This is a genomic window from Clostridium sp. HGF2, assembly GCF_964240115.1.
Classification (GTDB): domain Bacteria; phylum Bacillota_I; class Bacilli_A; order Erysipelotrichales; family Erysipelotrichaceae; genus Clostridium_AQ; species Clostridium_AQ innocuum.
On record NZ_CAXSSO010000013.1, the window covers coordinates 69,980 to 93,342 of the forward strand.

27 protein-coding genes and 2 pseudogenes are annotated in these 23,363 nt (G+C 47.9%); 27 read left to right on the forward strand and 2 right to left on the reverse strand.

Going from position 1 to position 23,363, the window contains the following annotated elements; genetic code table 11:
* Positions 1 to 88 precede the first annotated feature (88 nt).
* The 11 genes and pseudogenes from ACESPQ_RS18280 (at position 89) to ACESPQ_RS18330 (ending at position 7,222) form a co-directional block, all read left to right on the forward strand.
* The gene (locus ACESPQ_RS18280; protein WP_373144688.1) at positions 89 to 448 is read left to right on the forward strand and encodes an HNH endonuclease; all 360 of its coding nucleotides are present in this window, start codon (positions 89 to 91) and stop codon (positions 446 to 448) included.
* Between the two features lie 111 nt (positions 449 to 559).
* Positions 560 to 1,114, forward strand: a complete 555-nt coding sequence (locus ACESPQ_RS18285; protein WP_109771071.1) for a P27 family phage terminase small subunit — start codon at positions 560 to 562, stop codon at positions 1,112 to 1,114.
* A gap of 2 nt (positions 1,115 to 1,116) precedes the next feature.
* Complete coding sequence (locus ACESPQ_RS18290; protein WP_109771070.1) at positions 1,117 to 1,899, forward strand: S-adenosylmethionine synthetase N-terminal domain-containing protein; 783 nt, start codon at positions 1,117 to 1,119, stop codon at positions 1,897 to 1,899.
* 11 nt (positions 1,900 to 1,910) lie between these two features.
* Positions 1,911 to 3,161 carry a site-specific DNA-methyltransferase gene (locus ACESPQ_RS18295; protein WP_109771069.1) on the forward strand — a complete coding sequence of 417 codons (1,251 nt, stop codon included), beginning with the start codon at positions 1,911 to 1,913 and terminating at the stop codon, positions 3,159 to 3,161.
* A 118-nt stretch (positions 3,162 to 3,279) separates the two neighbouring features.
* On the forward strand, positions 3,280 to 3,960 hold the full coding sequence (locus ACESPQ_RS18300) for a virulence (protein ID WP_109771068.1): 681 nt from the start codon (positions 3,280 to 3,282) through the stop codon (positions 3,958 to 3,960).
* On the forward strand, positions 3,944 to 4,171 hold the full coding sequence (locus ACESPQ_RS18305) for a DUF4314 domain-containing protein (RefSeq protein WP_109771067.1): 228 nt from the start codon (positions 3,944 to 3,946) through the stop codon (positions 4,169 to 4,171). Before ACESPQ_RS18300 ends, ACESPQ_RS18305 begins: the two co-directional genes overlap by 17 nt.
* Positions 4,164 to 4,571 (forward strand): hypothetical protein, encoded by a 408-nt coding sequence (locus ACESPQ_RS18310; protein ID WP_109771066.1) that lies wholly within the window; start codon positions 4,164 to 4,166, stop codon positions 4,569 to 4,571. The genes ACESPQ_RS18305 and ACESPQ_RS18310 overlap by 8 nt, the downstream gene beginning before the upstream one ends.
* A 26-nt stretch (positions 4,572 to 4,597) precedes the next feature.
* On the forward strand, positions 4,598 to 4,855 hold the full coding sequence (locus tag ACESPQ_RS18315; protein WP_109771065.1) for a hypothetical protein: 258 nt from the start codon (positions 4,598 to 4,600) through the stop codon (positions 4,853 to 4,855).
* 35 nt (positions 4,856 to 4,890) lie between these two features.
* The gene (locus tag ACESPQ_RS18320; RefSeq protein ID WP_109771064.1) at positions 4,891 to 5,136 is read left to right on the forward strand and encodes a hypothetical protein; all 246 of its coding nucleotides are present in this window, start codon (positions 4,891 to 4,893) and stop codon (positions 5,134 to 5,136) included.
* Between the two features lie 134 nt (positions 5,137 to 5,270).
* Positions 5,271 to 5,513 carry a DUF7678 domain-containing protein gene (locus ACESPQ_RS18325; RefSeq protein WP_373144692.1) on the forward strand — a complete coding sequence of 81 codons (243 nt, stop codon included), beginning with the start codon at positions 5,271 to 5,273 and terminating at the stop codon, positions 5,511 to 5,513.
* A gap of 108 nt (positions 5,514 to 5,621) precedes the next feature.
* Positions 5,622 to 7,222, forward strand: a pseudogene (locus ACESPQ_RS18330) (terminase large subunit).
* A gap of 40 nt (positions 7,223 to 7,262) precedes the next feature.
* On the opposite strand, the gene ACESPQ_RS18335 reads toward ACESPQ_RS18330, so the two are convergent.
* Together ACESPQ_RS18335 and ACESPQ_RS18340 are read right to left on the reverse strand one after the other, a co-directional pair.
* Positions 7,263 to 7,592, reverse strand: coding sequence for a type II toxin-antitoxin system RelE/ParE family toxin (locus ACESPQ_RS18335; RefSeq protein ID WP_109771062.1), 330 nt, complete (start codon positions 7,590 to 7,592; stop codon positions 7,263 to 7,265).
* Positions 7,589 to 7,894: a type II toxin-antitoxin system RelB/DinJ family antitoxin gene (locus tag ACESPQ_RS18340; protein ID WP_109771061.1), complete on the reverse strand. Its 306-nt coding sequence runs from the start codon at positions 7,892 to 7,894 to the stop codon at positions 7,589 to 7,591. Before ACESPQ_RS18340 ends, ACESPQ_RS18335 begins: the two co-directional genes overlap by 4 nt.
* Positions 7,895 to 8,014: 120 nt before the next feature.
* On the opposite strand from ACESPQ_RS18340, the gene ACESPQ_RS18345 reads away from it, so the two are divergent.
* The 16 genes and pseudogenes from ACESPQ_RS18345 to ACESPQ_RS18420 all read left to right on the forward strand — a co-directional run bounded on the left by ACESPQ_RS18345 (position 8,015) and on the right by ACESPQ_RS18420 (position 23,263).
* The gene (locus ACESPQ_RS18345) at positions 8,015 to 9,385 is read left to right on the forward strand and encodes a phage portal protein (protein WP_373144695.1); all 1,371 of its coding nucleotides are present in this window, start codon (positions 8,015 to 8,017) and stop codon (positions 9,383 to 9,385) included.
* Positions 9,270 to 10,013 (forward strand): head maturation protease, ClpP-related, encoded by a 744-nt coding sequence (locus ACESPQ_RS18350; protein ID WP_146198634.1) that lies wholly within the window; start codon positions 9,270 to 9,272, stop codon positions 10,011 to 10,013. Before ACESPQ_RS18345 ends, ACESPQ_RS18350 begins: the two co-directional genes overlap by 116 nt.
* 15 nt (positions 10,014 to 10,028) lie before the next feature.
* Positions 10,029 to 11,206 (forward strand): annotated as a pseudogene (locus tag ACESPQ_RS18355) (phage major capsid protein).
* 61 nt (positions 11,207 to 11,267) lie between these two features.
* A complete protein-coding gene (locus ACESPQ_RS18360; RefSeq protein WP_109771059.1) occupies positions 11,268 to 11,540 on the forward strand; it encodes a head-tail connector protein in 273 nt (90 codons plus the stop codon).
* A complete protein-coding gene (locus ACESPQ_RS18365) occupies positions 11,540 to 11,872 on the forward strand; it encodes a phage head closure protein (protein WP_109771058.1) in 333 nt (110 codons plus the stop codon). Before ACESPQ_RS18360 ends, ACESPQ_RS18365 begins: the two co-directional genes overlap by 1 nt.
* 1 nt (position 11,873) lies before the next feature.
* Positions 11,874 to 12,257: an HK97 gp10 family phage protein gene (locus ACESPQ_RS18370; protein WP_109771057.1), complete on the forward strand. Its 384-nt coding sequence runs from the start codon at positions 11,874 to 11,876 to the stop codon at positions 12,255 to 12,257.
* A complete protein-coding gene (locus tag ACESPQ_RS18375; RefSeq protein WP_109771056.1) occupies positions 12,250 to 12,567 on the forward strand; it encodes a hypothetical protein in 318 nt (105 codons plus the stop codon). Before ACESPQ_RS18370 ends, ACESPQ_RS18375 begins: the two co-directional genes overlap by 8 nt.
* A gap of 5 nt (positions 12,568 to 12,572) precedes the next feature.
* Positions 12,573 to 13,145 carry a major tail protein gene (locus tag ACESPQ_RS18380; protein ID WP_109771055.1) on the forward strand — a complete coding sequence of 191 codons (573 nt, stop codon included), beginning with the start codon at positions 12,573 to 12,575 and terminating at the stop codon, positions 13,143 to 13,145.
* Between the two features lie 14 nt (positions 13,146 to 13,159).
* On the forward strand, positions 13,160 to 13,534 hold the full coding sequence (locus tag ACESPQ_RS18385; RefSeq protein ID WP_109771054.1) for a hypothetical protein: 375 nt from the start codon (positions 13,160 to 13,162) through the stop codon (positions 13,532 to 13,534).
* Positions 13,531 to 13,695: a hypothetical protein gene (locus ACESPQ_RS18390; protein WP_181392553.1), complete on the forward strand. Its 165-nt coding sequence runs from the start codon at positions 13,531 to 13,533 to the stop codon at positions 13,693 to 13,695. The genes ACESPQ_RS18385 and ACESPQ_RS18390 overlap by 4 nt, the downstream gene beginning before the upstream one ends.
* A gap of 15 nt (positions 13,696 to 13,710) precedes the next feature.
* Positions 13,711 to 16,863, forward strand: a complete 3,153-nt coding sequence (locus tag ACESPQ_RS18395; RefSeq protein WP_109771053.1) for a phage tail tape measure protein — start codon at positions 13,711 to 13,713, stop codon at positions 16,861 to 16,863.
* A complete protein-coding gene (locus ACESPQ_RS18400) occupies positions 16,860 to 17,510 on the forward strand; it encodes a hypothetical protein (RefSeq protein ID WP_109771052.1) in 651 nt (216 codons plus the stop codon). Before ACESPQ_RS18395 ends, ACESPQ_RS18400 begins: the two co-directional genes overlap by 4 nt.
* Positions 17,507 to 18,964, forward strand: a complete 1,458-nt coding sequence (locus ACESPQ_RS18405; RefSeq protein WP_109771051.1) for a phage tail spike protein — start codon at positions 17,507 to 17,509, stop codon at positions 18,962 to 18,964. The genes ACESPQ_RS18400 and ACESPQ_RS18405 overlap by 4 nt, the downstream gene beginning before the upstream one ends.
* Positions 18,965 to 18,978: 14 nt before the next feature.
* Positions 18,979 to 20,793, forward strand: coding sequence for a hypothetical protein (locus ACESPQ_RS18410; protein WP_109771050.1), 1,815 nt, complete (start codon positions 18,979 to 18,981; stop codon positions 20,791 to 20,793).
* Between the two features lie 11 nt (positions 20,794 to 20,804).
* Complete coding sequence (locus ACESPQ_RS18415) at positions 20,805 to 21,353, forward strand: hypothetical protein (RefSeq protein WP_109771049.1); 549 nt, start codon at positions 20,805 to 20,807, stop codon at positions 21,351 to 21,353.
* Between the two features lie 14 nt (positions 21,354 to 21,367).
* A complete protein-coding gene (locus tag ACESPQ_RS18420; protein ID WP_373144700.1) occupies positions 21,368 to 23,263 on the forward strand; it encodes a DUF859 family phage minor structural protein in 1,896 nt (631 codons plus the stop codon).
* Positions 23,264 to 23,363 lie beyond the last annotated feature (100 nt).

Below are 23,363 nucleotides of genomic sequence, written 5' to 3' on the forward strand. Positions count from 1 at the left end.
TTATACTAGCGAAAGTGAGAATCGCAGAAAGCCTTGTGGGACGAGTCCTGCAGGGCTTTTCTTATACCCAAACGGTAGGAGGAATACGATGCCAATAAAACCAAAACGTCCCTGCTCCTATCCCGGCTGCCCTAATCTGACAGACGGACGCTTCTGTCCGGAGCATGAAAAGAAGGAAGCCAAACGCTACGAGAAGTACGACCGAGACCCAAATACCAAACGTCGCTACGGACGTGCATGGAAACGTATCCGTGACAGCTATGCTGCTGCCCACCCTCTTTGTGAGAGGTGCCTTGAGAACGGTGTCTACACACCAACCGAGCAGATACACCATGTGAAGCCCCTCTCCCAAGGCGGCACGCATGATAGAGAGAACTTGATGGCTCTTTGCAAATCCTGCCATGCCAAGATTCATGCGGAACACGGCGACCGTTGGCACAACCGGTAGGGGCGGTCCACTTCTCTACGGTGAAGTCACCGGGGAACGGGCGTGGGGTCTCACGCACAAAGTCGCAATTTCAAACGGGGTATATAGGCCCCTGAACTGGAGGTGTAAAAAATGGCTAAGGACGGTACCAACCGTGGCGGCGCTCGTATCGGCGCTGGAGCCAAGAAAAAGCCCTTAGCTGAGAGAATCGCTGAGGGAAATCCGGGCAAACGTGAGTTGACTGTCATCGACTTTACAGACAGCACCGTCGATTTAGAAGGTCAGCCGATGCCCAAACCATCCAAGATGTTATCTGCTAAGCAAAAGAACGGCAAAAAGCTCGTTGCTGCAGATGTCTACAAGAAAACATGGAACTGGCTGCATGAACGTGGCTGCGCTGCTCTCGTCTCTCCGGAGCTTTTGGAGCGCTACGCCATGAGTGTTGCTCGTTGGATTCAATGTGAGGAAGCTATCACAGAGTTTGGATTCCTTGCAAAACATCCGACGACCGGCAATGCTATCCAGTCTCCCTATGTGGCCATGAGTCAGAACTTCATGAGCCAGACCAATCGTCTCTGGATGGAGATATACCAAATTGTAAAAGAGAATTGTGCCACCGAATATAATGGCGCTACTCCACAGGATGATGTGATGGAGCGCCTCCTACTGGCACGGAAAGGAAATTAACTATGATTGAAAAAGTAAATCCAGCGCATCCGGATAAGATTGCAGACAGGATTGCCGGAGCCATCGTCGACCTTGCTTATAAAACAGATGATGCTCCCAAAATCGCTGTCGAGGTTCTCATCGGACATGGCTACGGTCATGTCGTTATCGAAACCTCTGCTCCAATCGATAAGACGGATGTCGCTTTTATCGTAGAGCGTCTTGCTCCCGGCATTCGTGTGTTCATTCAGATTGTTCCGCAGGATGTCCACCTTGCTGAGAATCAGGCCAAGGACATCCGCTGCGGTGATAACGGCATCTTCAAAGGCATGCCGCTTACAGAGGAACAGAAGGAAATCTCGAAGATTGCCAGAGAAATCTACAGTGTCTATCCCTTTGATGGAAAGTACATTCTCGATGAAGCAAGACTCATCCTCTGTCAGAGCCACGCAGCTACTTCGGAACTAAAACAGAAATATCCGCATGCTGAGGTCAATCCGCTCGGTGACTGGACCGGCGGCATTGATGTAGACAGCGGTGCTACCAACAGAAAGCTCGGAAGTGATATGGCTGACTCCGTTACTGGCGGTGGCCTTCACGGGAAGGACCTGTCAAAGGCAGATGTCACGCTCAACATCTACGCTTTCCTAAGAGCTCAGGAAACTGGTGAACCGGTAACCATCTGCTGCGCTATCGGTGATAACACCATTGATGGTCATCCCTACAGTGAGCTGGTGGCTATCGCTGCGGAATATATAAAATCCATCGGCGGATTTGAAAAGTTCGCTGAATGGGGATTGTTCTAAGGAGGGATACCATGCAGATCGAAAAGAAAAACGTCTCGCAGCTTCTTCCTGCGGATTATAATCCTCGTAAGGATTTGAAGCCCGGTGACAAAGAATATGAAAAACTGAAACGCTCCATCGAGCAGTTCGGATATGTAGAGCCGGTCATCTGGAACGCCACCACTTCTCGTGTCGTTGGTGGTCATCAGAGACTGAAGGTTCTCATCGATATGGGCATCACCGAAGTGGAATGCGTCATCGTCGAAATGGATGAAGAGAAAGAAAAAGCTCTGAATGTTGCACTTAACAAAATCAGCGGTGAATGGGATAACGACAAGTTGGCCCTCCTCATTGCTGACCTGCAGGGTGCAGACTTCGATGTCTCCCTTACCGGTTTTGAGCCGGAAGAACTAGAGGACCTGTTTAGAGAAGATACGAAGAAAGGTGTTCAGGATGATGACTTCGATGTGGATGCCGAGCTTGCAAAACCTACCTTCTCCAAGGCTGGTGACCTGTGGCTTCTTGGTGACCACCGTCTGGTCTGTGGTGATTCCACAAATCCTGAGACCTATGAGCTTCTGATGAATGGTAAGCTGGCAAATCTGGTCGTGACGGACCCTCCGTACAATGTCAATTACGAAGGAAGCGCCGGTAAGATTAAGAACGACAATATGGAAAACAGTGCTTTCTATCAGTTCCTACTGGATGCCTACACTCGCATGTACGAGTCAATGGCAGATGACGCTTCTATCTACGTCTTTCATGCAGACACCGAGGGCCTTAATTTCCGCAGAGCATTTGCTGATGCTGGTTTCTACCTTTCTGGCTGCTGCATCTGGAAAAAGCAGTCCCTTGTCCTCGGACGTAGCCCTTACCAGTGGATGCATGAGCCTTGCCTCTTCGGGTGGAAGAAATCCGGCAAGCATCAGTGGTATACCGGACGCAAGGAAACGACTATCTGGGAATTTGATAAGCCTAAGAAGAACGGCGACCATCCGACCATGAAGCCTATCCCTCTTCTGGCTTATCCGATTATGAATTCCAGCATGACCAATTCTCTGGTCCTTGACCCATTTGGTGGTTCCGGCAGCACGCTTATCGCCTGTGAACAGACCGGTCGTATCTGCCATACCATCGAGCTGGATGAAAAGTTCTGCGATGTCATCGTCAAGCGCTACATTGAGCAGGTCGGTTCCTCTGCAAAGGTCTCCGTCATCCGTGATTGCTTGACCTATTCCTATGATGAAATCGCACCGAAAGCTGAGGATGCCACTCTTTTGTAAGTAGGTAGAGTACACAATTCAGAAAGCACATATTTGTCGATATTTTTCTCCGATATCGCTTGCTATTATGTGCCTTCAGAGTGATATATGTACTACCAAAACAAAGGAGGATACCTACATGAATATCATCTTAAACGTAACCGAAAGAAAGCCGCTTGCAGCCCTGCTTGGCGAGTACAAGAACACCAAACCGAAATACCTGAGAGCCCCTTCCTATGGTTACCAGATTGGTGACCTTCTTCTGACACGAGAAGGAAACATTGAAAGCCCGGACACAATAACCAAGGAAGAATTCGACGAGCTTCTCACCCTCTTGGATGCAGGCGGCTATCGTCCAGAAGAGACAGACTTCCACCCGGCTGAGGTACAGGAAGCGGCACCTACGGAAGAAACCGGCCTTACCATTACCATTCCGCTAGATAAGGTCAAAGTTGGAAACCTCACCAATCTTCTGGATGCCAAAGGCTCTCTCATCAAGCATGCTCTTCACATCGAGGACCTGCGATTTGAATTGAACGAGGACAGCATTTCCTTCCCTTGGTTCAAAGAACTTCCTGAACCGGATGAAGTCCACGCCTACAGTGCACTGATTGCAGCCCTTTGCAAAATGAGCAAGGAGCAGAAACGAATCAGCGCTACTGTAAAGCCGGCCGACAACGAACGCTACGCTTTCCGCTGCTTCCTTCTCCGCCTCGGCTTCATCGGTGATGAATACAAAACAGACCGCAAAATCCTGATGAGATATCTTCCGGGCAATAGCGCATTCAAAGGAGGTGAAGGCCATGCGATTTCCAAGTAAGGAACAGGTGGCCAGACAGCGCCGCCTTTCTCCAACAGGCACCCGTGTGGAGCTGGTCCAGATGGACGACGCACAGGCCCCTCCGGTGGGCACACGTGGCACCGTCATTGGTGTCGACGATACCGGAAGCATCATGGTAGCTTGGGACAATGGCTCAGGACTCAACGTCATTTACGGCGTTGACCGCTGTAAGGAGGTCACAAATGAATAATCGATACTTCGTTATATTTAAATGTCGTGAAAAAATGAGGATCAAAACATACGAATTCAAAACACGTAACGATGCATTAAATTATTTTCGTTTGTTTTATGAACCAGATTCAGAAGCTCTCTACTATTCCATTAGTGTGTCTGAATTTGACGAACATCAAAAGGTAGAACGTCTACTTGCTCTGCTAACTTTTGTAGAAAAAAATATTAATGGTGACACCATCAGAAAAGACTGGAGAAATTGGGATATAGGAAGAGTAACTATTTATGAAACACATGAATTTGATGGGGACAGCATCACACAAGGGATCATCACTGAAGTTCACTCCGATCACGCAATACTAACTGCTAGTGACATGCACCTCTGGATTGATGATGACACACAATTTATGTTTCGATAATTTTATTGAGAAAGGAAACACTATATATGACGAGCTTTGATAAATTAGCTGATTATGATATTAGTCGCATAAAACTTTTAACTGATTACTCTTACGATGACGCTTTAATCGGAGTCACAGAGGACAACCGCGCCATCTATGATTACGATAAAATGGTTAGATGGCTCGTTGAAGAAGAAGGCTTTGAAGAAACAGATGCTGAGGAATGGATTAATTATAACACGATACGCGCACTTTATTATGCAGGATCTGATTCTCCAATTATTATGCATGCACTTGCATAAATCGCATAAATTCTCTTAAGAAAGGAATCATGTATATGAATTATAAAATACTTAATTCTCTCCTATCAGAGTCAGATAAAAAATATTATGAAGAACTTAACCCTGGATGGACGATTAAAACAGCCGACTGTTTATTAATCACTTTTGAAGATGGCACTTCCACGACTTATGTTATCTTCGAGGGTCCTTGGACAAAGGCTAATATGTGTAGAGATTGTGGATCATACTATGAAGTTTCTATAGGCAATACGCTCCAAAAAATCCCTCACTTTGATATCTAACAATTCTACTAGATTCACAGATTTTCCTACAGATATTTGTGTACTATATGGCTCGAATTGACTTGCTATTATGTGCCTTTAGAGCGATATATAGTACTACCAAAAGGAAAGAAACACACAAGGAGGACAAACAAATGTGGAAAGAAGGAATCATCGGAATCCCAACAAAGGACGGAGAATACAAGAAGGTTAAATACTGGGTCAAGCACTTTGATGAGCCAAGTGAAGACTACGGCATCAACGGAGGTAAGATTTCCAAACTCAGCCTGAAGGTGGACGGCGAGTGGATTGCCAACTACGACAGAGGCTGGGACATCAAACCAACCTGCAAAGAAGCAGAAATGGCGCTTTGCATTCTTCTGAACGAACACAACTAACCACCTGAAAAGAATATCAGGCAGGACGGTCCCGGATGGGGCTGTTCCTCCTTATAGACGTCGCCACCGGGCGGCTATTTTTATTTCTGCGAAAGGAGGCGCATACATTTGCGTAAACTTGAAAACTACACACCGACACGCTTCATGGATGCGGACTCCACCTATAGTAAACAGATGGCGGATTACGCAGTCAATTTTATTGAGTGTCTCTGCCATACCAAAGGCACATGGGCCGGTAAACCCTTTGAGCTCATAGACTGGCAGGAACAGATTATCAGAGATATCTTCGGAACCTTAAAGCCAAATGGCTATCGCCAGTTCAATACTGCCTATGTAGAAATTCCTAAGAAAATGGGAAAGTCCGAGCTTGCTGCTGCCGTCGCCCTGCTCCTTACCTGTGGTGATGGTGAAGAACGAGCTGAAGTTTATGGATGTGCAGCTGACCGCCAGCAGGCAACTATCGTTTTTGACGTAGCTGCTGATATGGTGCGTATGTGTCCTGCACTGAATAGACGAGTCAAAATCCTCGCTTCCCAGAAGCGTATCGTCTACCAACCGACCAACAGCTTCTATCAGGTACTATCCGCAGAAGCCTACTCCAAACACGGCTTCAACATTCACGGAGTTGTTTTTGATGAGCTGCACACTCAGCCGAATCGAAAACTCTTTGATGTTATGACCAAGGGCTCTGGTGATGCCAGAACACAGCCACTCTACTTCCTTATTACGACTGCCGGAACAGACACCAACAGCATCTGCTATGAAACTCACCAGAAAGCTAAGGATATCCTAGAAGGCAGAAAGATTGACTCGACCTTCTATCCTGTCATCTACGGTGCCGATGAAACCGATGACTGGACGGACCCAGAGGTCTGGAAGAAAGCAAACCCTTCTCTCGGTATTACAGTCGGTATCGATAAAGTCGAAGCTGCCTGTGAATCTGCCAAGCAGAATCCCGGTGAGGAGAACTCCTTTAGACAGCTCAGGCTCAATCAATGGGTCAAGCAGGCTGTCCGCTGGATGCCAATGGAGAAATGGGATGCTTGCTCTTTCAAGGTTGATGAAGAAGCGCTGGAAGGCCGTGTTTGCTACGGTGGTCTGGACCTTTCTTCCACAACGGATATTACAGCCTTCGTGCTGGTATTTCCTCCGTTGGACGAGGATGATAAGTTCTGTATTCTTCCGTACTTTTGGATACCGGAAGATACGCTGGAGCTTCGAGTCCGACGAGACCATGTCCCTTACGACGTCTGGGAACGACAAGGCTTTCTGAAGACCACCGAAGGAAATGTCGTCCATTACGGTTACATAGAGAAATTCATCGAGCGACTTGGAGAACGCTTCAATATTAGAGAAATTGCCTTTGACCGCTGGGGAGCTGTCCAGATGGTACAGAATCTTGAGGGTATGGGCTTTACCGTTGTTCCTTTCGGTCAGGGATTTAAGGATATGTCCCCACCGACCAAGGAACTCATGAAACTGACGCTGGAGCAAAAGCTGGCCCACGGTGGACATCCGGTACTCCGCTGGATGATGGATAACATCTATATCCGTACCGACCCAGCAGGTAATGTAAAAGCTGACAAAGAAAAATCCACAGAGAAAATGACGGTGCTGTCGCTACTATCATGGGACTCGACCGTGCTATCCGCTGTGGAAATAATACCGGTGCTTCTGTCTACGACGACAGAGGAATTTTGTTTATATAAAAATGGAGCTCTTGTTTTTACTCAAAAACTCCATTACTGTTTATTTATTTGAATTTATGATTCCTTCAATATCACGGCCACCGTAGAATATTCGAGCTACTGTAACTGCCCTTTCCTCGTCGTCAACAAGGTAGTACACAATAAAGTTGTCTACAGGAAGCTGATGCATTTTCATCGAATGCCAAGGCTCCCAGTCAACTAACGCATAACGAGCTGGCATGAAATCCAATGAACGAACCTCTTTTCGGATGCAGCCCAGCTGAGCGGTAGCAGTTTCTGGAACAAGGAGTTCATTCGCAATGTACGAATAGATCTCACGTAAGTCGTCAAGCGCATCTACAGAATAGCCGACTTTATAGCTATCTGTCATATGCCAAACTCCTTTGCAAGTGCCGCATCGACTTCATCTGCAGAATATACCTTTCCTGCTTTGATGGAATCAACACCCTTCTGGAGTTCTGCATCAAGCTGTTCTCTGGTCATTGTACCAACAGCTAATGGCTTAGAAGAAGGAAGTTTCAGTTCAAATGGCATACCCTTCTTCAGTACAATCTGGCTATAAAGCATCTGAATTGCACTGGATGGAGAAATGCCAAGCTGAGAAAGAATGCTCTCAGCATTATCCTTGAGATTGGTATCTATTCTTGCATAAACAGCAGATGTATTTGCCATAATATCGCCTCCTTTTTCTTTATTATATTCGCTTTTGCTTGCGATTGCAAGCATTTGCATAGAATATTTTATGACAAAACTTTGAATTTTATACGCCCTTTGCGGCAGAAAGGAATATTTATGGGATTCTTATCAGGACTGTTTCACTCAAGAGACAAGCCCTCCAACAGTACAAACGGCAGTGCCTACCGCTTTCTCTTTGGTGGAAGCAACTCCGGCAAAACCGTCAATGAACGAAGCGCCATGCAGATGACTGCAGTCTATGCTTGCGTCAGGATTCTTTCGGAGTCCATCGCTGGGCTTCCGGTCCATGTCTATAAATACACGGACTCTGGCAGCAAAGAAAAAGCTATCAAGCATCCATTATATCGATTAATACACGATGAGCCAAATCCGGAAATGACCTCCTTTGTCTTCCGTGAGACCTTGATGACACACCTGCTCCTTTATGGAAATGCCTATGCGCAGATTATCCGAAATGGCAAGGGTGAAGTCGTCGCTCTCTATCCGCTGATGGCCAATCGAATGAGCGTAGACCGTGACGATAAAGGTCACCTCTACTACCAATATCAGATGCAGGACTCCGATGCACCTACCATGAAAAATGGAACGGTCATCCTGAAACCGTCGGATGTGCTCCATGTTCCGGGTCTTGGCTTTGATGGTCTGGTCGGTTACTCTCCCATTGCTATGGCGAAGAACGCTATCGGTCTTGCCATTGCTACGGAGGAATATGGTGCTAAATTCTTTGCAAACGGAGCCACACCGGGAGGCATTCTGGAGTATCCCGGTACCGTAAAAAATCCGGAAGCTGTCAGAGAAAGCTGGACCAAAGGCTTTTCTGGGAACAATTTTCATAAGGTGGCAGTTTTGGAAGAAGGCATGAAATATACGCCTATCTCCATCTCCCCGAATGAAGCGCAGTTTTTGGAGACCAGAAAATTTCAGATTGATGAAATAGCTCGAATCTTTAGAGTGCCACCCCATATGGTCGGTGACCTAGAGAAATCGAGCTTTTCTAATATTGAGCAGCAATCTCTCGAATTTGTGAAGTACACCTTGGAACCTTGGATTGTCCGTTGGGAACAGTCCATCAATCGTGCCCTTCTATCCGAATCGGAGAAGGCTGCTTATTTTGTAAAGTTCAATGTCGACGGCCTCTTACGTGGCGATTATCAAAGCCGTATGAACGGTTACGCCACTGCAAGACAGAACGGCTGGATGTCGGCAAATGATATCCGTGAACTTGAAAACCTAGACCTCATCCCACCGGAACTTGGTGGTGACTTATATCTCATCAATGGAAACATGACCAAGCTGGAGGGTGCAGGAATATTCGCAGCGACCACTGCTGCCGGAAAGGAGGACGAGAACGATGAAAAAGTTCTGGAAGTGGAAGAATCAGACGGTGACCAATCAGGAGACGCAGGAGCAGACACTGGAGAGGACGCTGTTTCTAAACGGCACCATCGCAGAGGAAAGCTGGTTTGACGATGATGTCACACCTAAGCTCTTTCGAGATGAGCTGTTTGCCGGAAACGGAGATATCACCATTTGGATTAACTCTCCGGGAGGCGACTGTGTGGCCGCAGCCCAGATTTACAACATGATGATGGAGTATCCCGGCAATGTCACCGTAAAGATTGATGGCATCGCAGCCTCTGCTGCATCCGTCATCGCTATGGCAGGTACAAAGGTGCTGGTATCTCCGGTATCCATGCTCATGATTCATAACCCGATGACTGCAGCTATGGGTGACACCACTGAGATGCAGAAGGCTATCGCCATGCTAGATGAAGTCAAGGAATCCATCATCAATGCCTACGAAATCAAGACTGGTATGAGTCGTGCCAAGCTCTCCCATCTCATGGATGCAGAAACTTGGATGGATGCACATACGGCCATTGATATGGGCTTTGCGGATGAAATCCTGACAAGACCAGCGGAAACACCGGTAGAAAATAACGCTGCTGGTCCGATGCTCTTTTCTCGTGCGGCAGTGACCAACTCTCTTATGGATAAGCTGGCTGCCAAGTGCCGCATCAAGAAACCAGAAACACCGGAACGCTCCGTAGATACACTCATGGAGCGTCTTGACCTAATCAAACAACACATTTAATGGAGGTATTCGATTATGACTATTTTAGAACTGCGTGAAAAGCGCAACACTGCATGGAATGCTGCAAAGGCATTCCTTGATTCTCACCGTACCGAGAAAGGTACTCTTACTGCCGAGGATGATGCAACCTACTCCAGAATGGAACAGGAAATCGCTGACCTTGGCAAGGAAATCGCTCGTCTGGAAAGACAGGAAGCATTGGAGGCAGAGCTTAACAAGCCGGTAAACAAGCCTCTCACTTCTAAGCCTGTTACTGCTGCTGAAAAGCCTGCAAAGACCGGGCGTGCTTCTGATGAATATAAGACTGGTATGCTTCAGGCACTTCGTACCAACTTCCGTCAGGTATCCAACATCCTGCAGGAAGGAGTCGATGCCGATGGCGGCTACCTTGTTCCGGAGGAATATGACCATCGCCTTATCGATGTTCTGAATGAAGAGAACATCATGCGTAAGCTGGGCCATAAGATTACCACTTCCGGCGAACACAAAATCAACATCGCAGCGACGAAGCCTGCTGCAGCATGGATTGAGGAAGGCGGCGCACTCCAGTTTACGGATGCAACCTTCGACCAGATTTTGCTGGATGCCCACAAGCTCCATGTCGCTATCAAGGTAACCGAGGAACTGTTGTATGATAACGCCTTCGGTCTTGAGAACTACATCATCGACCAGTTCGGTAAGGCTCTCGCCAATGCTGAAGAGGATGCTTTCCTCAACGGTACTGGTAACGGTCAGCCTCTTGGCCTTTTCGCTGAGACTGGTGGCGGTACCCTTGCTAAGACCGTAACTGCTCCGAAGCCGGAGGATGTCATCGAGCTCATCTATGCACTGAAGCGTCCTTACAGAAAGAATGCATCCTTTATCATGAACGATGCAGCTATCGCAACTATCCGTACTTTCAAGGACAACAACGGTGCTTTCATGTGGTAGCCTTCTCTCATCGCAGGTGAGCCGGACAAGCTCATGGGCACAATGTCTATACTTCTCCGTTTTGCCCTGCAAACATGATGGCCTTCGGTGACTACAGCTACTACAACATCGGTGACCGTGGTACCCGTTCCTTCAAGCAGCTCACTGAGCTCTTCGCAGGTAACGGTATGATTGGCTTCGTGGCCAAGGAGCGTGTCGATGGTAAGCTCATCCTTCCGGAGGCTGTTCAGATTCTGAAGGTTACTGGTTCTTCTAAGGGCTAAGGATAAAGGCGGCGTCATCTCCAGGTGGCGCTGCCTCATTTTATGATAGGAGGCGATAACGATGATTGTCACTTTAGAAGAAATGAAACAGTATCTCCGAGTGGACTTTGACGATGACGATTTCCTCATTGAAACGCTCATCACATCGTCTACACGCCTCTGCATGGATATCACAAGGCAAGATGAAGATGCCTTTGAAGAAAGCGAAAACGCAAAGCCAGCAGTCTATTATGCCGTGGCCTATCTCTACGAGCACCGTGAGGAAGCAGACCACCATGCTCTGACACTGACTTTGCGCTCTCTTCTCTTCGGTTCCAGAAAGGAGGCCTTCTGATGAATATCGAGCTACTCAATGTCCGTATCTTCATCCAGAAAAACGAGGTCATCTCGGATGCCATCGGAAATCGAAAGAACGCTTGGAAAGACTACTACACCTGCTATGCCACTGTTAGTGCGGAAGCCGGAAAGGAATCCACTGATGCCGGTCTTGTGGTCGATGATTCTAAGATTGATTTCACCATCCGCTACTGTAAGAAAGCTGTAGCCCTTACTTCTACTGGATACCGGGTGCAGTTTGGAAGCGAGTTATACGACATCTTGGCTGTAGACCACATGAATTTCAAGAGGAAATGCATCAAGCTCTCCTGCCAGAAAGTGAGGCGATGACATGGCCCAGAAAGTTAAGATTGATGGCCTTGCTGATGCCGTTATGAAGGAACTGACCGAATATGCAGACCTCGCCACAGTAGATATGAAGGCAGCTGTCAAAAAAGCCAGTAATACGGTAAAGAAGCAAATCAAAGGTTCTGCTCCAAAAGACACCGGTGCCTACAGCAAAAGCTGGTCTGTGAAGAACACCAAGGAAACCTCCAAATCGCTGGAGGTCACGGTGTATTCCAGAAATCGCTATCAGTTAGCCCACCTTCTGGAATTTGGTCATGCCAAGCGTGGCGGTGGCCGTGTGGCTGGTCGTTCCCATATCGCTCCTGCAGAGGAAGCCGGTATCAAAGAACTGGAATCTGAGATTGAGAGGTGTCTGAAAAATGGATAGATTACTGCAAATCCTATCGGAGATGGCCCTGCCCTTTGCCTATGACCACTTTTCTGAGGGCGAGTCGCCAAATCCACCCTTCATCTGCTACCTGCTTCCGGGAAGTGATAACTTCTCCGCAGATGGCCGTGTCTACTACAAAATCAATGAGGTCCATATCGAGCTCTACTGTGATAGTAAGGACCCGGCATTGGAAGCAACACTGGAAGCTGTGCTTGATGAGCACGGCATTTTTTATAACAAAACAGAGGTCTGGATTGAGAGCGAGAAGCTCTATGAAGTCCTCTACACATTTGAAATGGAGGTTTAATCAACATGGGTAATAAAGTCAAATATAACCTGAAAAATGTTCATGCCGCCAAGCTCACTCGTGGCGAGGACGGCTCCTTTACCTACGCAAAGCCGAAAGCTATCCCCGGCGCAGTCAGCATCAGCTTGGATGCCGAGGGCGATAGCTCTCCGTTCTATGCTGACGGTATCGTATATTTCCGTTCCACTGCAAACAACGGTTACAGCGGTGATTTGGAAATCGCACTCATCCCTGAATGGTTCCGTACAGAAATTCTGAAGGAAGAACTGGACACCAATGGCGTGCTTATTGAAAAGGCAAACATCACCGAGCTTGAGAAGTTTGCATTGCTCTTCGAGTTTGATGGCGATGTCAGAAGCATCCGTCATGTGCTCTATAACTGCACTTCCTCTCGTCCGTCCATCGAGTCTGAGACCAAGGAAGATACCATCGAGCCGGGTAAGGAGAAGCTCACGCTTACTGCTGACCCTAGAGAAGATGGTCTTGTAAAGAGCCGCACCGGTGATGAAACTGACGCAGAAACCTATAAGAACTGGTACCAGCAGGTCTATGTGCCGGTGCCTAAGACAGAAGGATAAGGAGGACGTAAGACATGTTAGAAAAAACAATCGATATTGGTGATAAACAGGTCAAGTTCCGTTCCTCCGCCACTATCCCCAGACTCTATCGTATGAAGTTCAAGCGTGATATCTTCAAGGACCTCTCACGTCTTGAGTCTTCCTACAAAAGCAACTCGGATGATGGTTCCTCCTTCGAGATTGAGGACTTGGAGATTTTCGAGAACGTGGCCTATATCATGGCCTACCATGCAGACCACAGCATCCCTGCCACCATCGAGGACTGGCTGGATGAATTCGAGATGTTCTCCATCTACGAGGTGCTTCCTGAAATCCTCGAACTCTGGGGCATGAATCTTCAGACCGAAATCGAATCTAAAAAAAACTTCATCGCAGTAGCAGGGAAATGACCACACCGTTGTTCCTCCTGCGTTGCATAGAAATCGGTATCTCTATCCGAGACCTTGACCTTCTGACCATCGGAATGGCGATGGACATCTGGACGGAAAAGGCAAACGACGATGTGAAATACCAGCAAATTGCAACACAGGAGGACTTCGATAAATTCTAAGGAGGTGACGCACACGTGGCAAACCGAATCAAAGGTATCACTGTTGAAATCGGTGGTGATACGACCGGCCTAGATAAAGCCTTAAAGTCGGTCAATACTTCAATCAAATCCACGCAGTCTGCCCTGAAGGACGTCAACCGCCTCTTGAAGCTGGACCCTTCCAATACGGAGCTACTCTCTCAGAAGCAACGACTCTTAAAAGATGCCATCGGAGCCACAAAAGAAAAGTTGGATTCCCTCAAGGCAGCACAGGAGCAGGCGAAACAACAGCTGGAAAACGGCGAACTCGGTCAGGACAAATATGACGCTCTCCAGCGTGAAATCGTAGAGACCGAGGAAGAATTACGACGCCTGCAGCAGGAAGCTACCACTACAAGCACTGCGCTTTCTAAAATAGATGTGGCTGGCCAGAAGATGGAGGCTGTTGGTAACTCCATCGCTGGTGCTGGTAAAAAGATGATGGGCGTGACCACCGTAATTGGTGGTGTTGGTGTCGCCGCAGTAAAGACAGCAGCTGACTTTGACTCTGCTATGAGTCAGGTGGCTGCTGTTTCGGGTGCTACAGGTAAAGACTTTGATGCCCTTCGTAGCAAGGCCCGTGAGATGGGTTCCAAGACTAAGTTCTCTGCAACCGAAGCTGCTGAAGCTATGAACTACATGGCGATGGCTGGCTGGAAAACGGAGGATATGCTTGGCGGTATTGAGGGCGTTATGAACTTGGCTGCTGCCTCTGGTGAAGACCTAGCAACAACCTCTGACATCGTGACCGATGCCCTTACTGCTTTCGGACTTTCTGCAAAGGACTCCGGCCATTTTGCTGACATCCTCGCTGCAGCATCTTCCAATGCAAATACGAACGCATCCATGATGGGCGAAACCTTCAAATACTGTGCTCCTATCGCTGGTGCACTTGGTTTCTCCGCTGAGGATACTGCAGAGGCTATCGGTCTTATGGCCAATGCCGGTATCAAGTCTTCTCAGGCTGGTACTGCCCTTCGTACTATCATGAACAATCTTGCCGGTGATGTAAAAATCAGTGGTAAGGCTATCGGAGATGTCACAATCGCCACCACAAATGCGGATGGCTCCATGCGTGACCTTTCCGATATTTTGGCTGACTGTCGTTCTGCTTTCGGAAACCTAACGGAATCTGAAAAGGCCCAAGCTGCAGAATCCCTTGTCGGTAAGAATGCCATGTCTGGCTTCCTCGCTCTGATGAATGCTGGCGAGGGCGATATCGAGAAGCTATCCTCTGCAATCGATAACTGTGACGGTTCCGCTGAAAAGATGGCTATGACCATGCAGGACAACCTTGCCGGTCAGCTCACCATCTTAAAATCACAGCTTCAGGAGCTTGCCATTTCCTTTGGTGATATCCTGATGCCTGCCATCCGTTCTATCGTCTCGAAACTCCAAGGCTTCGTGGATAAGCTAAATGGGATGGGTGAAGGTACCAAGAGGACCATTGTTACCATTGCTCTTTTGGTCGCCTCCATCGGACCGCTACTAATTATCATCGGAACGACCATATCGAAAATCGGTGTGGCGATGCAGGGATTCGTAAAACTGGCCAATGGTGTCAGCAAACTGAAAGTCGCAATCCAAGGTGGAACCGGTGTGCTCGGTAAGCTGGGCGCTGCACTTGGTGGTGTATCTGCTCCCGTGTTGGCAGTTGTTGCAGTCATCGCTGTTCTGGTGGCTACCTTTGTTCACCTTTGGAGGACCAACGAAGGATTCCGTGATGCCATTATCGGAACATGGACTCGTATCAAAGATACCATTTCTGGCTTCTGTCAAGGAATCGTGGACAGACTGAATGCGCTGGGATTTCAGTTCACAGATATCGTGGATGTACTAAAAACAGTCTGGGATGGATTTTGTCAGATTCTCGCTCCTATCTTTGAAGGAGTGTTTAATCACATCGCCAATATTCTCTCCACTGTGACTGGTGTCATAACCGGTATCCTTGATGTCTTTATCGGCATCTTTACCGGAAACTGGTCCCAAGCATGGACTGGAGTGAAGGAAATCTTCTCTTCCATCTGGAACGGAATCAGCAGCTTCTTCACCAATATCCTGAATGTTATCAAGGGTGTTGCTGACGTTGTCCTCGGCTGGTTTGGCACTAGCTGGAATGAGGTCTGGACCAATATAAAGACCTTCTTTGAAGGAATCTGGAATGGCATCGTCTCCTTCTTCACTGGAATCTGGGAGACCATCAAAAACATCGTCCAGACTGGCATCATGCTGATTGGTTCCATTCTGGAAGCTGCGGTTGATATCATCACTCTCCCATTCCATTTTATCTGGGAGAACTGTAAAGAAATCATCATCGCAGTCTGGGATGCTATTAAATCCAAGGTGACGACAGTCATCAATGCAGTGGCGTCCGTTATCAGCACCGTGATGAATGCCATCAAGACCGTATTTACTACCGTATGGAATGCGATAAAAACGGTGGTGACCACAGTCGTCAATGCCATCAAATCTGTCGTAACGACAGTATTCAATGCGATAAAGAGCACGGCGACCACAGTGTGGAATGCAGTGAAAACTGCAGTCACAACTCCGGTCAATGCTATCAAGTCGACGGTCACCAGTGTGTTTAATTCCGTAAAGAGCACTGTCACCAGCATCTTTAATGGAATCAAATCGACCGCCACCTCGGTATGGAACGGCATAAAATCTGCTATTACTACTCCTATCGAGGCCGCAAAGAACAAGGTCAAAGGTGTGGTGGATGCCATCAAGGGATTTTTCTCTGGCATGAAGATTTCACTGCCGCATATCAAGCTGCCACACTTTAGAGTATCCGGTAAACTTTCCATTGCTCCACCTTCTGTTCCTCATCTTTCTATCGATTGGTACAAGGAAGGTGGTATCATGACCAGTCCTACCATCTTTGGTATGAACGGTTCTTCCTTGATGGCTGGTGGTGAGGCCGGTGCAGAAGCAATCCTTCCTCTGGCCGGTTTCTACAAGCAGCTGGAAGCGATGATTTCTAGTCATCTCAATACCAGTGCAATGGAAAAATATCTGGCGGTCATCGCAGATAACTCCAGCAAAGGTATCTACCTTGAGGACGGTACACTGGTTGGACACCTGCTCCCGGCAATCGACGGTGAGCTTGGTAAAGCACAAAAATTACAAAGGAGGCTCAGTCTATGACACCTGATATCAAATTAAACGGAGCATCAGTCGCTGGCATGGGCTGGCTCCGAGAAACTATCTCCTTTCTCGTGCCGCAGTCGCAGACCAATACGATTGTGGTGCCGGGAAGGAATTCTCCCATTCGTTATACAGAAGCTCTGGGGCGTGTATCGTATCAGCCTCGGAGCTTTGCTTTGACATTTTCCATGCTGGGAACCAGAACAAAATATGACCAGATGGTTGCTGAAATGGCAAACCGCTATGCCGGTCAACTCGTAAAGGTATCGACCAGCGAAGAACCTGAGCTTTATGCCATCGGAACTTTGGAGATTACTTCTGAATATGACCCTATCTCCGGAAAAGGTCAGCTGGTAATTTCCAGTGAAGATGCCGACTCCTATCGTTACCACGTTGATGAGACGGTTGTTAATCTGACTGGTTCCGGTACTCTTATCATCGAAAATGACTTTATGCCTGTGGTCCCTATTATCACTACCACGGCAGAAACAGCTCTTAGCTGGAGCATCAGCGGCGATACTTTTAGAAAGTCTCTCAGTGCTGGCACTTGGACGCTTCCAGAATTTGAATTACAAGCTGGCAGAAATACCGTCACCATCAAAGGAACCGGTACGATGACCTTCCGCTTCAGGGAGGGCCGCCTATGAGTATCTTTCGTATATATGTTGATGGTCAGCTTTTCTATCATCCGCAGCTTTCTCAGCTTGCTATTACAGAAGCAAAGATGACCGAGGACGCAGAGAACATCGATAGCCTGACACTGTCTGCCCCTTTTAATCATCCCTATCTGGATTCCATCCACCCGATGGCATCCACCATTGTTTGCAAAAAGGGTGACAACACCCTATTTGAAGGCCGTGCTCTAAATGACGGCAGTGATTTTTACAATACGCATACTTGGACCTGTGAGTCGGCTCTGGCCTATCTCAAGGATAGTCAGCAGCCGCCCTTCTCCTATAAGGGGACCCTCAAAGGTCTGTTGGAGTATTTCCTGTCCGTGCACAATAAGGCCGTTGAAGAAAAGAAACGTTTCAAACTGGGGAATATCACAGTCACGGACAACAATGACTATATCAGCTACAGCAATTCAGAGTATTCCTGCACGCTGGACGCCATCAAAAGTAAGCTCATCAATACACATGGCGGCTACTTGATGGTCCGTTACACAGATTCCGGGAAGGTTCTGGATTACCTTGCTGAGTTCAATGTACATTCTATCCAGACTGTGGAATATGGCAAAAACCTCATGGATGTCAAAATCACCCGTGACCATACCGAGCGCATCACAGCTCTCATCCCACTTGGGGCTAAGAAAAAGACTACCGATGAAGAAGGAAACGAGGTCGAATCCGATGAACGTATCGACATCACTTCTGTAAACGGTGGTCAAAATTATATCTATGACGATGCCGCAGTAAAAGAAATCGGCTGGATATGGACCACGGAGGTCTGGGAAAATGTCACGCTTCCGGGAAACCTGCTCCGCAAAGCCAATGCTCGTCTGGCAGAACTTATCGCCGGTATCACAAGCATGGAGCTGACCGTTGTAGACGAATCAGACACCGGAGCAGATATCGGCAGTATCCACGCCAGACAATTTTTGGACTGCCTGTCTCCGCCTCATGGCATTGATGGGCGCTACGCCTGCATGAGCAAGACCGTAGATTACTTAAATCCTTCTGGCAACACCATCACCATTGGGGCCAGCGGTATCAAGCTTACTACGATTTCCGCAAAGCAAAATGAAAACCTTACAGCCATCGAGGATGAACTGCTCGGTCAGACTGCTACTATTGAGGGTATTTCCGGTAAGGTGGATGGCATCGCTGCTTCTAAGATGTATCGCACGGAGCTCATCGTGGATGGCATCAGCATCTTTAAGGACAAGGGCCAGAATAGTCGTCTTTCCTGCAAGGTTTACTCATGGGATAAGGATATCACTACAACTCTTCCGGATTCTGCTTTTGTCTGGCATAGGAAATCCGGTGATGAAGAGGCGGATGCACAGTGGGATTCCACCCACACTGGAATGAAATCAATCATCATAACCACAGAGGATGTGCAAGATAACGCATCCTTCTACTGTGAAGTATCTGTATAAAGGAGGGCCAGAAAATGCCTACAATCTTAACTTCCAGCCAGCAGACCTTCGTGGACATTACAGACCAACGAAAGCTGTCGGCTTATATCACTTCCAATCTGCCTAAGACGCAGAGTGAAAACCCGAATGTGCTGCCGCACACCTACGCACCAAGCTGGGCCAGCACAAATCTTACACTTACGCCGGTCGTTTTCCTTGACCAGACCAATGTTGCACTCAACTCCTCTGGTCTGACTATCACATGGAAACGCAAGGACGGAAGCGGCGCTGAGACAGCACTGAATTCCAATGAGAAAGTTACCGGAGGAATCCTGAAGGTCAACAGCAATGTGCTGGCTGCCTCTTCCACAGGGATGATTACCTACATCTGCTATATCAGCTACTACGATTCCGAGACCAAGAACACGGTCAATATCACATCGGATATTACCTACACTTTGGTGCGCAATGCAGAGAACGCAAAGCTCGCCTATGTGACAGCAGATACCTATGTATTCAAGTACAATGCTTCTTCTGCGCTCGTTGGTGCTTCTCAGGCAACATTGACAGCACAAATTCAGGGTGTCTCCATTTCCAAGTGGCAGTATAAAAACAGCTCTGGTGCATGGGCAGATTATCCGACAACTTCCGACAATACCAGCATCACGGGTGGAACGCTCGTCGTAAAGCCTGCGCACACCGTATTCGTCGATAATGTCGCTCAAATCAAGCTCCTTACAGATGATGCCGATGTCTATGACACCATTTCCATTACCAAAATGTATGACGGCAGCAAAGGCTCTCCGGGGTCTCCGGGTGCAGCAGGAACCGGCGGACTTTCTATCATTCTCGGTAATGAAGCCCAGACCATTGCGTGCTCCTCTTCTGGTGCAGCAACTGCAGCCCTTGATATCACGATTCCATTTACCGGATATGTTGGCATCACACAGACTGCCTGTACCTGCTCCGTTGGAACACTGCCTTCTGGTATGACCCTGAAGACCAATACTGCGGCAGCTACATCTGCTGCTGGTTCCATCGTTCTTTCTGTTGCAGCCTCTGCTACACTCGGCGGTGCGAATGTTGTCAATGGTACCGTTGATTTGACCTTCACTATCTCTGGAAAAACAGTCGTGAAGAAGTTTGCATGGGCGAAGTCCACCAGAGGAAGTAATGGCACCAGTGCTGTTGTTTTCTCCGTTTATGCGCCCAACGGCACTATCGTGATGAACCAGTCCGGAAGCCTGTCACTTGCAACCTCTGCCTATTCTGGAACGACTGCTATCACCAGTGCTACTTATCAGTGGGCAAAATACACTGGTGGCAAATGGACAAATATCTCCGGTGCGACCTCTGCTACCTTGACGGTATCTGGAAGCGACATCGTAAACATTCAGTCCTACCGCTGCACGATGACCTATGGCGGCAAGTCCTATGTGGATGTCATCACAGTTGAAGATAAATCTGACCCGTATGTATCAGAGCTTCTTTCTATCGGAGGCTTTACGGTAAAGAACAATCAGGGTGGTGTCTGCCCTTACGTCATCGTCCGCACCAATCAGCAGGAAGTGGATGCGCTGCTCGGCCCTATCAGTGAGACAGCACCTTCCAATCCTGCGACCGGTGCCTTCTGGTATAAAATCAGTCACTCAGCAAAGACCGTCACACTCCAGAAATATTCTGGTAGCGCTTGGGCCGATGCAACAGAAAAGCAGTCTCTGACCTATAACTGGTACGCACAGGATAAGGATGGCAATGCAGTCAACTTTGGTAAGACTGGCAAGGTCATCTATCTCTCCGCTGCCGATATCGACAGCTTACTGACACTGCAGTGTGATGTTTCCAAGTAGGAGGTGGTCCTATGGCACTTATCACTTCCTGTCAGGCCTCTTTCCAGAATGTTGCCGGATACGAGGATGACATCGCAGCCATTCAGGAAAATGTGCGTGAGTGTTATTCGGAGATTTCAAAATCCTCAGAGCAGATTCGTCTCGCTGTCCGTGAAGACTATATCTCACGCTCAGAAATGGCAACTATCCAGCAGGATTTTCAATCTACGATTACGCAAAACAGTAGTGAGATCCGCATGGATTTCTCTGCTGTCACAGATGAACTGAAGGACAATATCGCAACTAATCAGGAGCTCCTTGAAGAATATATCCGCTTCAAAGGAGCTCTTATTGAACTTGGCAAAGTAGGAAATGCCTTCACTGCTGAGCTCTCAAACAATGAACTGGCCTTCAAAGAAAATGGTCAGAAAATTGCCTACATCTCCAACAACAGCTTAGTTATCACCAATGCAGAGATTCGTAACAAGCTATCCCTTGGCAATGAGACCAGAGGATGGTTTGACTTTATCCCAAGAAATAACGGTAACCTCTCTATCAAGTGGAGAGGCCCGGCATCATAAAGGAGTGATTCATTATGGCTTCCAGCGGAAGTATTACAACCGGCACGAAAGAAGGACGTTCTGTCACCTTATCGTGGTCGCTGTCCAGCCAAGATATAGCTAATAATACATCTACCATTGCATGGACGTTGAAAGGCTCCGGCTCAGGAAGTGGCTGGGTCATGTCTGGTGGCTTTAAGGCTGTCATCAACGGCACAACTGTCTACTCCACCTCAACCGACAATCGTATTCAGCTCTATAACGGAACTGTGATAGCATCGGGGTCTTTAAAGATCAGCCATAACGCTGATGGTACAAAATCTTTCAAATTAAGCTGTGAAGCTGGTGTCTATAGCTATGCGGTTAATGTATCAGCGAGCGGAACACATACGCTAAACACGATTCCAAGAGCATCTTCGGTATCGGTAACATCAGTGAATATGGGAAGTGCTACAACAATTTCTATTTCAAGAGCATCTTCCGCCTTCACTCATACGCTGTCCTATACCTTCAGTAGTGCTAAGGGGACCATCACGACAAAGACCACCTCCACTTCGGTATCATGGACACCAGCTCTCACACTGGCAAATCAGATACCAAGCACGACAAGCGGTACTTGTACGATTACCTGCGATACCTACAATGGCTCATCTAAGATTGGAACCAAAACCTGCACGCTAACTTTGACGGTTCCTTCCTCCGTCAAGCCTACCATCAGCAGTCTGACTGCTACTCGTGTGGATGGCTCTGTCCCTGCCGCTTGGGGTATCTATGTGCAGTCGAAGTCGAAAGCAACGCTAACGATAAATGGCGCTGCCGGAATCTACGGCTCCACTATAAAGTCCTACAGTATCAGTGGTGGCGGCTACTCTGGAACACAGAGTTCACTCACGACAGGCTTCCTTAACTCATCCGGAACGATTACCTTCACAGCAACCGTAACGGACTCCAGAGGAAGAACCTCTGCTGCTGCAACCGTGTCAATTTCTGTCGTCGCCTACAGTCCACCTTCTTTTAGTTCCTACAACTCGCAGCGTTGTAACAGCGGAGGCACACTCACCGATGATGGAACCTACATCAAAGGAACGGTATCCTACAGCTTTGCTTCCTGCAGCTCCAAGAATACAGTGACTCGCTCCACCTACTACCGAGTCGCCGGAAGTAGCACGTGGACCAATGCCTCTGCCAGCTTCAATTCCGGTACGGCCTTCACCTTTGGTGGCGGTAAGATTTCCACCGAGACCTCCTATGAGGTCCGCTATGATTTAAAGAATGCATTCTCAACTATCAGCATCACAGACATCGTATCTACAGCGTCGGTAGTCATGGACTTTAAGAGTGGTGGCAAGGGTGTGGCCGTTGGTAAGGTATCTGAAACAGACAACTGCTTTGAGGTATCTGAAAAATGGGATGTAAAGGTCTACGGCAAATTGCTGAAGGATTACATCAAGGAATTCACAGGTGCTCTTTATCCTGTCGGAAGTATCTACATGAGTGTCAAGAACACCAACCCTTCCACTTACTTTGGAGGCACTTGGGTGGCTTGGGGAACGGGCCGTGTTCCAGTCGGCGTGAATGCAAACGACACAAACTTTGCAACAGTAGAAAAAACAGGTGGTGCTTCTACTGTCACACTGACCACAGCGCAGATGCCTTCCCATACACATGCAAAAGGTACGCTGGCAACAGCAAGCGCTGGTGGGCATACCCATGACTTAAAGAACCAGAAAGCCTCATGGGGTACCAGCGGTGGCAATCGAGTGCTTATCGACGCCACTTCCGGCTACACTGCTGTCAGCAACAAGACAACTACCAGCGCCGGTTCTCACTCGCACACTATCTCTGGTTCCACTGCCGCAGCTGGTTCCGGCAGTGCCCACAATAACCTGCAGCCCTATATCACATGCTACATGTGGAAAAGGACTGCTTAATTTTTATCCGCAGCTATCAGATAGCAATGTCATCAACTTAAGGTATCTTGACAAATGTGTGGTTTATTGTATAGAAAACGAAAAAAGGTGAAATGATTAC

What these genes read in the sequence shown, in the direction of transcription:
- ACESPQ_RS18360 (WP_109771059.1), top strand. Translation starts at nt 11,268, where the DNA reads ATGATTGTCACTTTAGAAGAAATGAAACAGTATCTCCGAGTGGACTTT.
- ACESPQ_RS18365 (WP_109771058.1), top strand. Translation starts at nt 11,540, where the DNA reads ATGAATATCGAGCTACTCAATGTCCGTATCTTCATCCAGAAAAACGAG.
- ACESPQ_RS18415 (WP_109771049.1), top strand. Translation starts at nt 20,805, where the DNA reads ATGGCACTTATCACTTCCTGTCAGGCCTCTTTCCAGAATGTTGCCGGA.
- ACESPQ_RS18285 (WP_109771071.1), top strand. Translation starts at nt 560, where the DNA reads ATGGCTAAGGACGGTACCAACCGTGGCGGCGCTCGTATCGGCGCTGGA.
- ACESPQ_RS18340 (WP_109771061.1), bottom strand. Translation starts at nt 7,894, where the DNA reads ATGGCAAATACATCTGCTGTTTATGCAAGAATAGATACCAATCTCAAG.
- ACESPQ_RS18320 (WP_109771064.1), top strand. Translation starts at nt 4,891, where the DNA reads ATGAATTATAAAATACTTAATTCTCTCCTATCAGAGTCAGATAAAAAA.
- ACESPQ_RS18315 (WP_109771065.1), top strand. Translation starts at nt 4,598, where the DNA reads ATGACGAGCTTTGATAAATTAGCTGATTATGATATTAGTCGCATAAAA.
- ACESPQ_RS18385 (WP_109771054.1), top strand. Translation starts at nt 13,160, where the DNA reads ATGTTAGAAAAAACAATCGATATTGGTGATAAACAGGTCAAGTTCCGT.
- ACESPQ_RS18380 (WP_109771055.1), top strand. Translation starts at nt 12,573, where the DNA reads ATGGGTAATAAAGTCAAATATAACCTGAAAAATGTTCATGCCGCCAAG.
- ACESPQ_RS18420 (WP_373144700.1), top strand. Translation starts at nt 21,368, where the DNA reads ATGGCTTCCAGCGGAAGTATTACAACCGGCACGAAAGAAGGACGTTCT.
- ACESPQ_RS18335 (WP_109771062.1), bottom strand. Translation starts at nt 7,592, where the DNA reads ATGACAGATAGCTATAAAGTCGGCTATTCTGTAGATGCGCTTGACGAC.
- ACESPQ_RS18370 (WP_109771057.1), top strand. Translation starts at nt 11,874, where the DNA reads ATGGCCCAGAAAGTTAAGATTGATGGCCTTGCTGATGCCGTTATGAAG.
- ACESPQ_RS18280 (WP_373144688.1), top strand. Translation starts at nt 89, where the DNA reads ATGCCAATAAAACCAAAACGTCCCTGCTCCTATCCCGGCTGCCCTAAT.
- ACESPQ_RS18325 (WP_373144692.1), top strand. Translation starts at nt 5,271, where the DNA reads ATGTGGAAAGAAGGAATCATCGGAATCCCAACAAAGGACGGAGAATAC.
- ACESPQ_RS18345 (WP_373144695.1), top strand. Translation starts at nt 8,015, where the DNA reads ATGGGATTCTTATCAGGACTGTTTCACTCAAGAGACAAGCCCTCCAAC.
- ACESPQ_RS18375 (WP_109771056.1), top strand. Translation starts at nt 12,250, where the DNA reads ATGGATAGATTACTGCAAATCCTATCGGAGATGGCCCTGCCCTTTGCC.
- ACESPQ_RS18310 (WP_109771066.1), top strand. Translation starts at nt 4,164, where the DNA reads ATGAATAATCGATACTTCGTTATATTTAAATGTCGTGAAAAAATGAGG.
- ACESPQ_RS18295 (WP_109771069.1), top strand. Translation starts at nt 1,911, where the DNA reads ATGCAGATCGAAAAGAAAAACGTCTCGCAGCTTCTTCCTGCGGATTAT.
- ACESPQ_RS18290 (WP_109771070.1), top strand. Translation starts at nt 1,117, where the DNA reads ATGATTGAAAAAGTAAATCCAGCGCATCCGGATAAGATTGCAGACAGG.
- ACESPQ_RS18300 (WP_109771068.1), top strand. Translation starts at nt 3,280, where the DNA reads ATGAATATCATCTTAAACGTAACCGAAAGAAAGCCGCTTGCAGCCCTG.
- ACESPQ_RS18405 (WP_109771051.1), top strand. Translation starts at nt 17,507, where the DNA reads ATGAGTATCTTTCGTATATATGTTGATGGTCAGCTTTTCTATCATCCG.
- ACESPQ_RS18410 (WP_109771050.1), top strand. Translation starts at nt 18,979, where the DNA reads ATGCCTACAATCTTAACTTCCAGCCAGCAGACCTTCGTGGACATTACA.
- ACESPQ_RS18400 (WP_109771052.1), top strand. Translation starts at nt 16,860, where the DNA reads ATGACACCTGATATCAAATTAAACGGAGCATCAGTCGCTGGCATGGGC.
- ACESPQ_RS18350 (WP_146198634.1), top strand. Translation starts at nt 9,270, where the DNA reads ATGAAAAAGTTCTGGAAGTGGAAGAATCAGACGGTGACCAATCAGGAG.
- ACESPQ_RS18390 (WP_181392553.1), top strand. Translation starts at nt 13,531, where the DNA reads ATGACCACACCGTTGTTCCTCCTGCGTTGCATAGAAATCGGTATCTCT.
- ACESPQ_RS18305 (WP_109771067.1), top strand. Translation starts at nt 3,944, where the DNA reads ATGCGATTTCCAAGTAAGGAACAGGTGGCCAGACAGCGCCGCCTTTCT.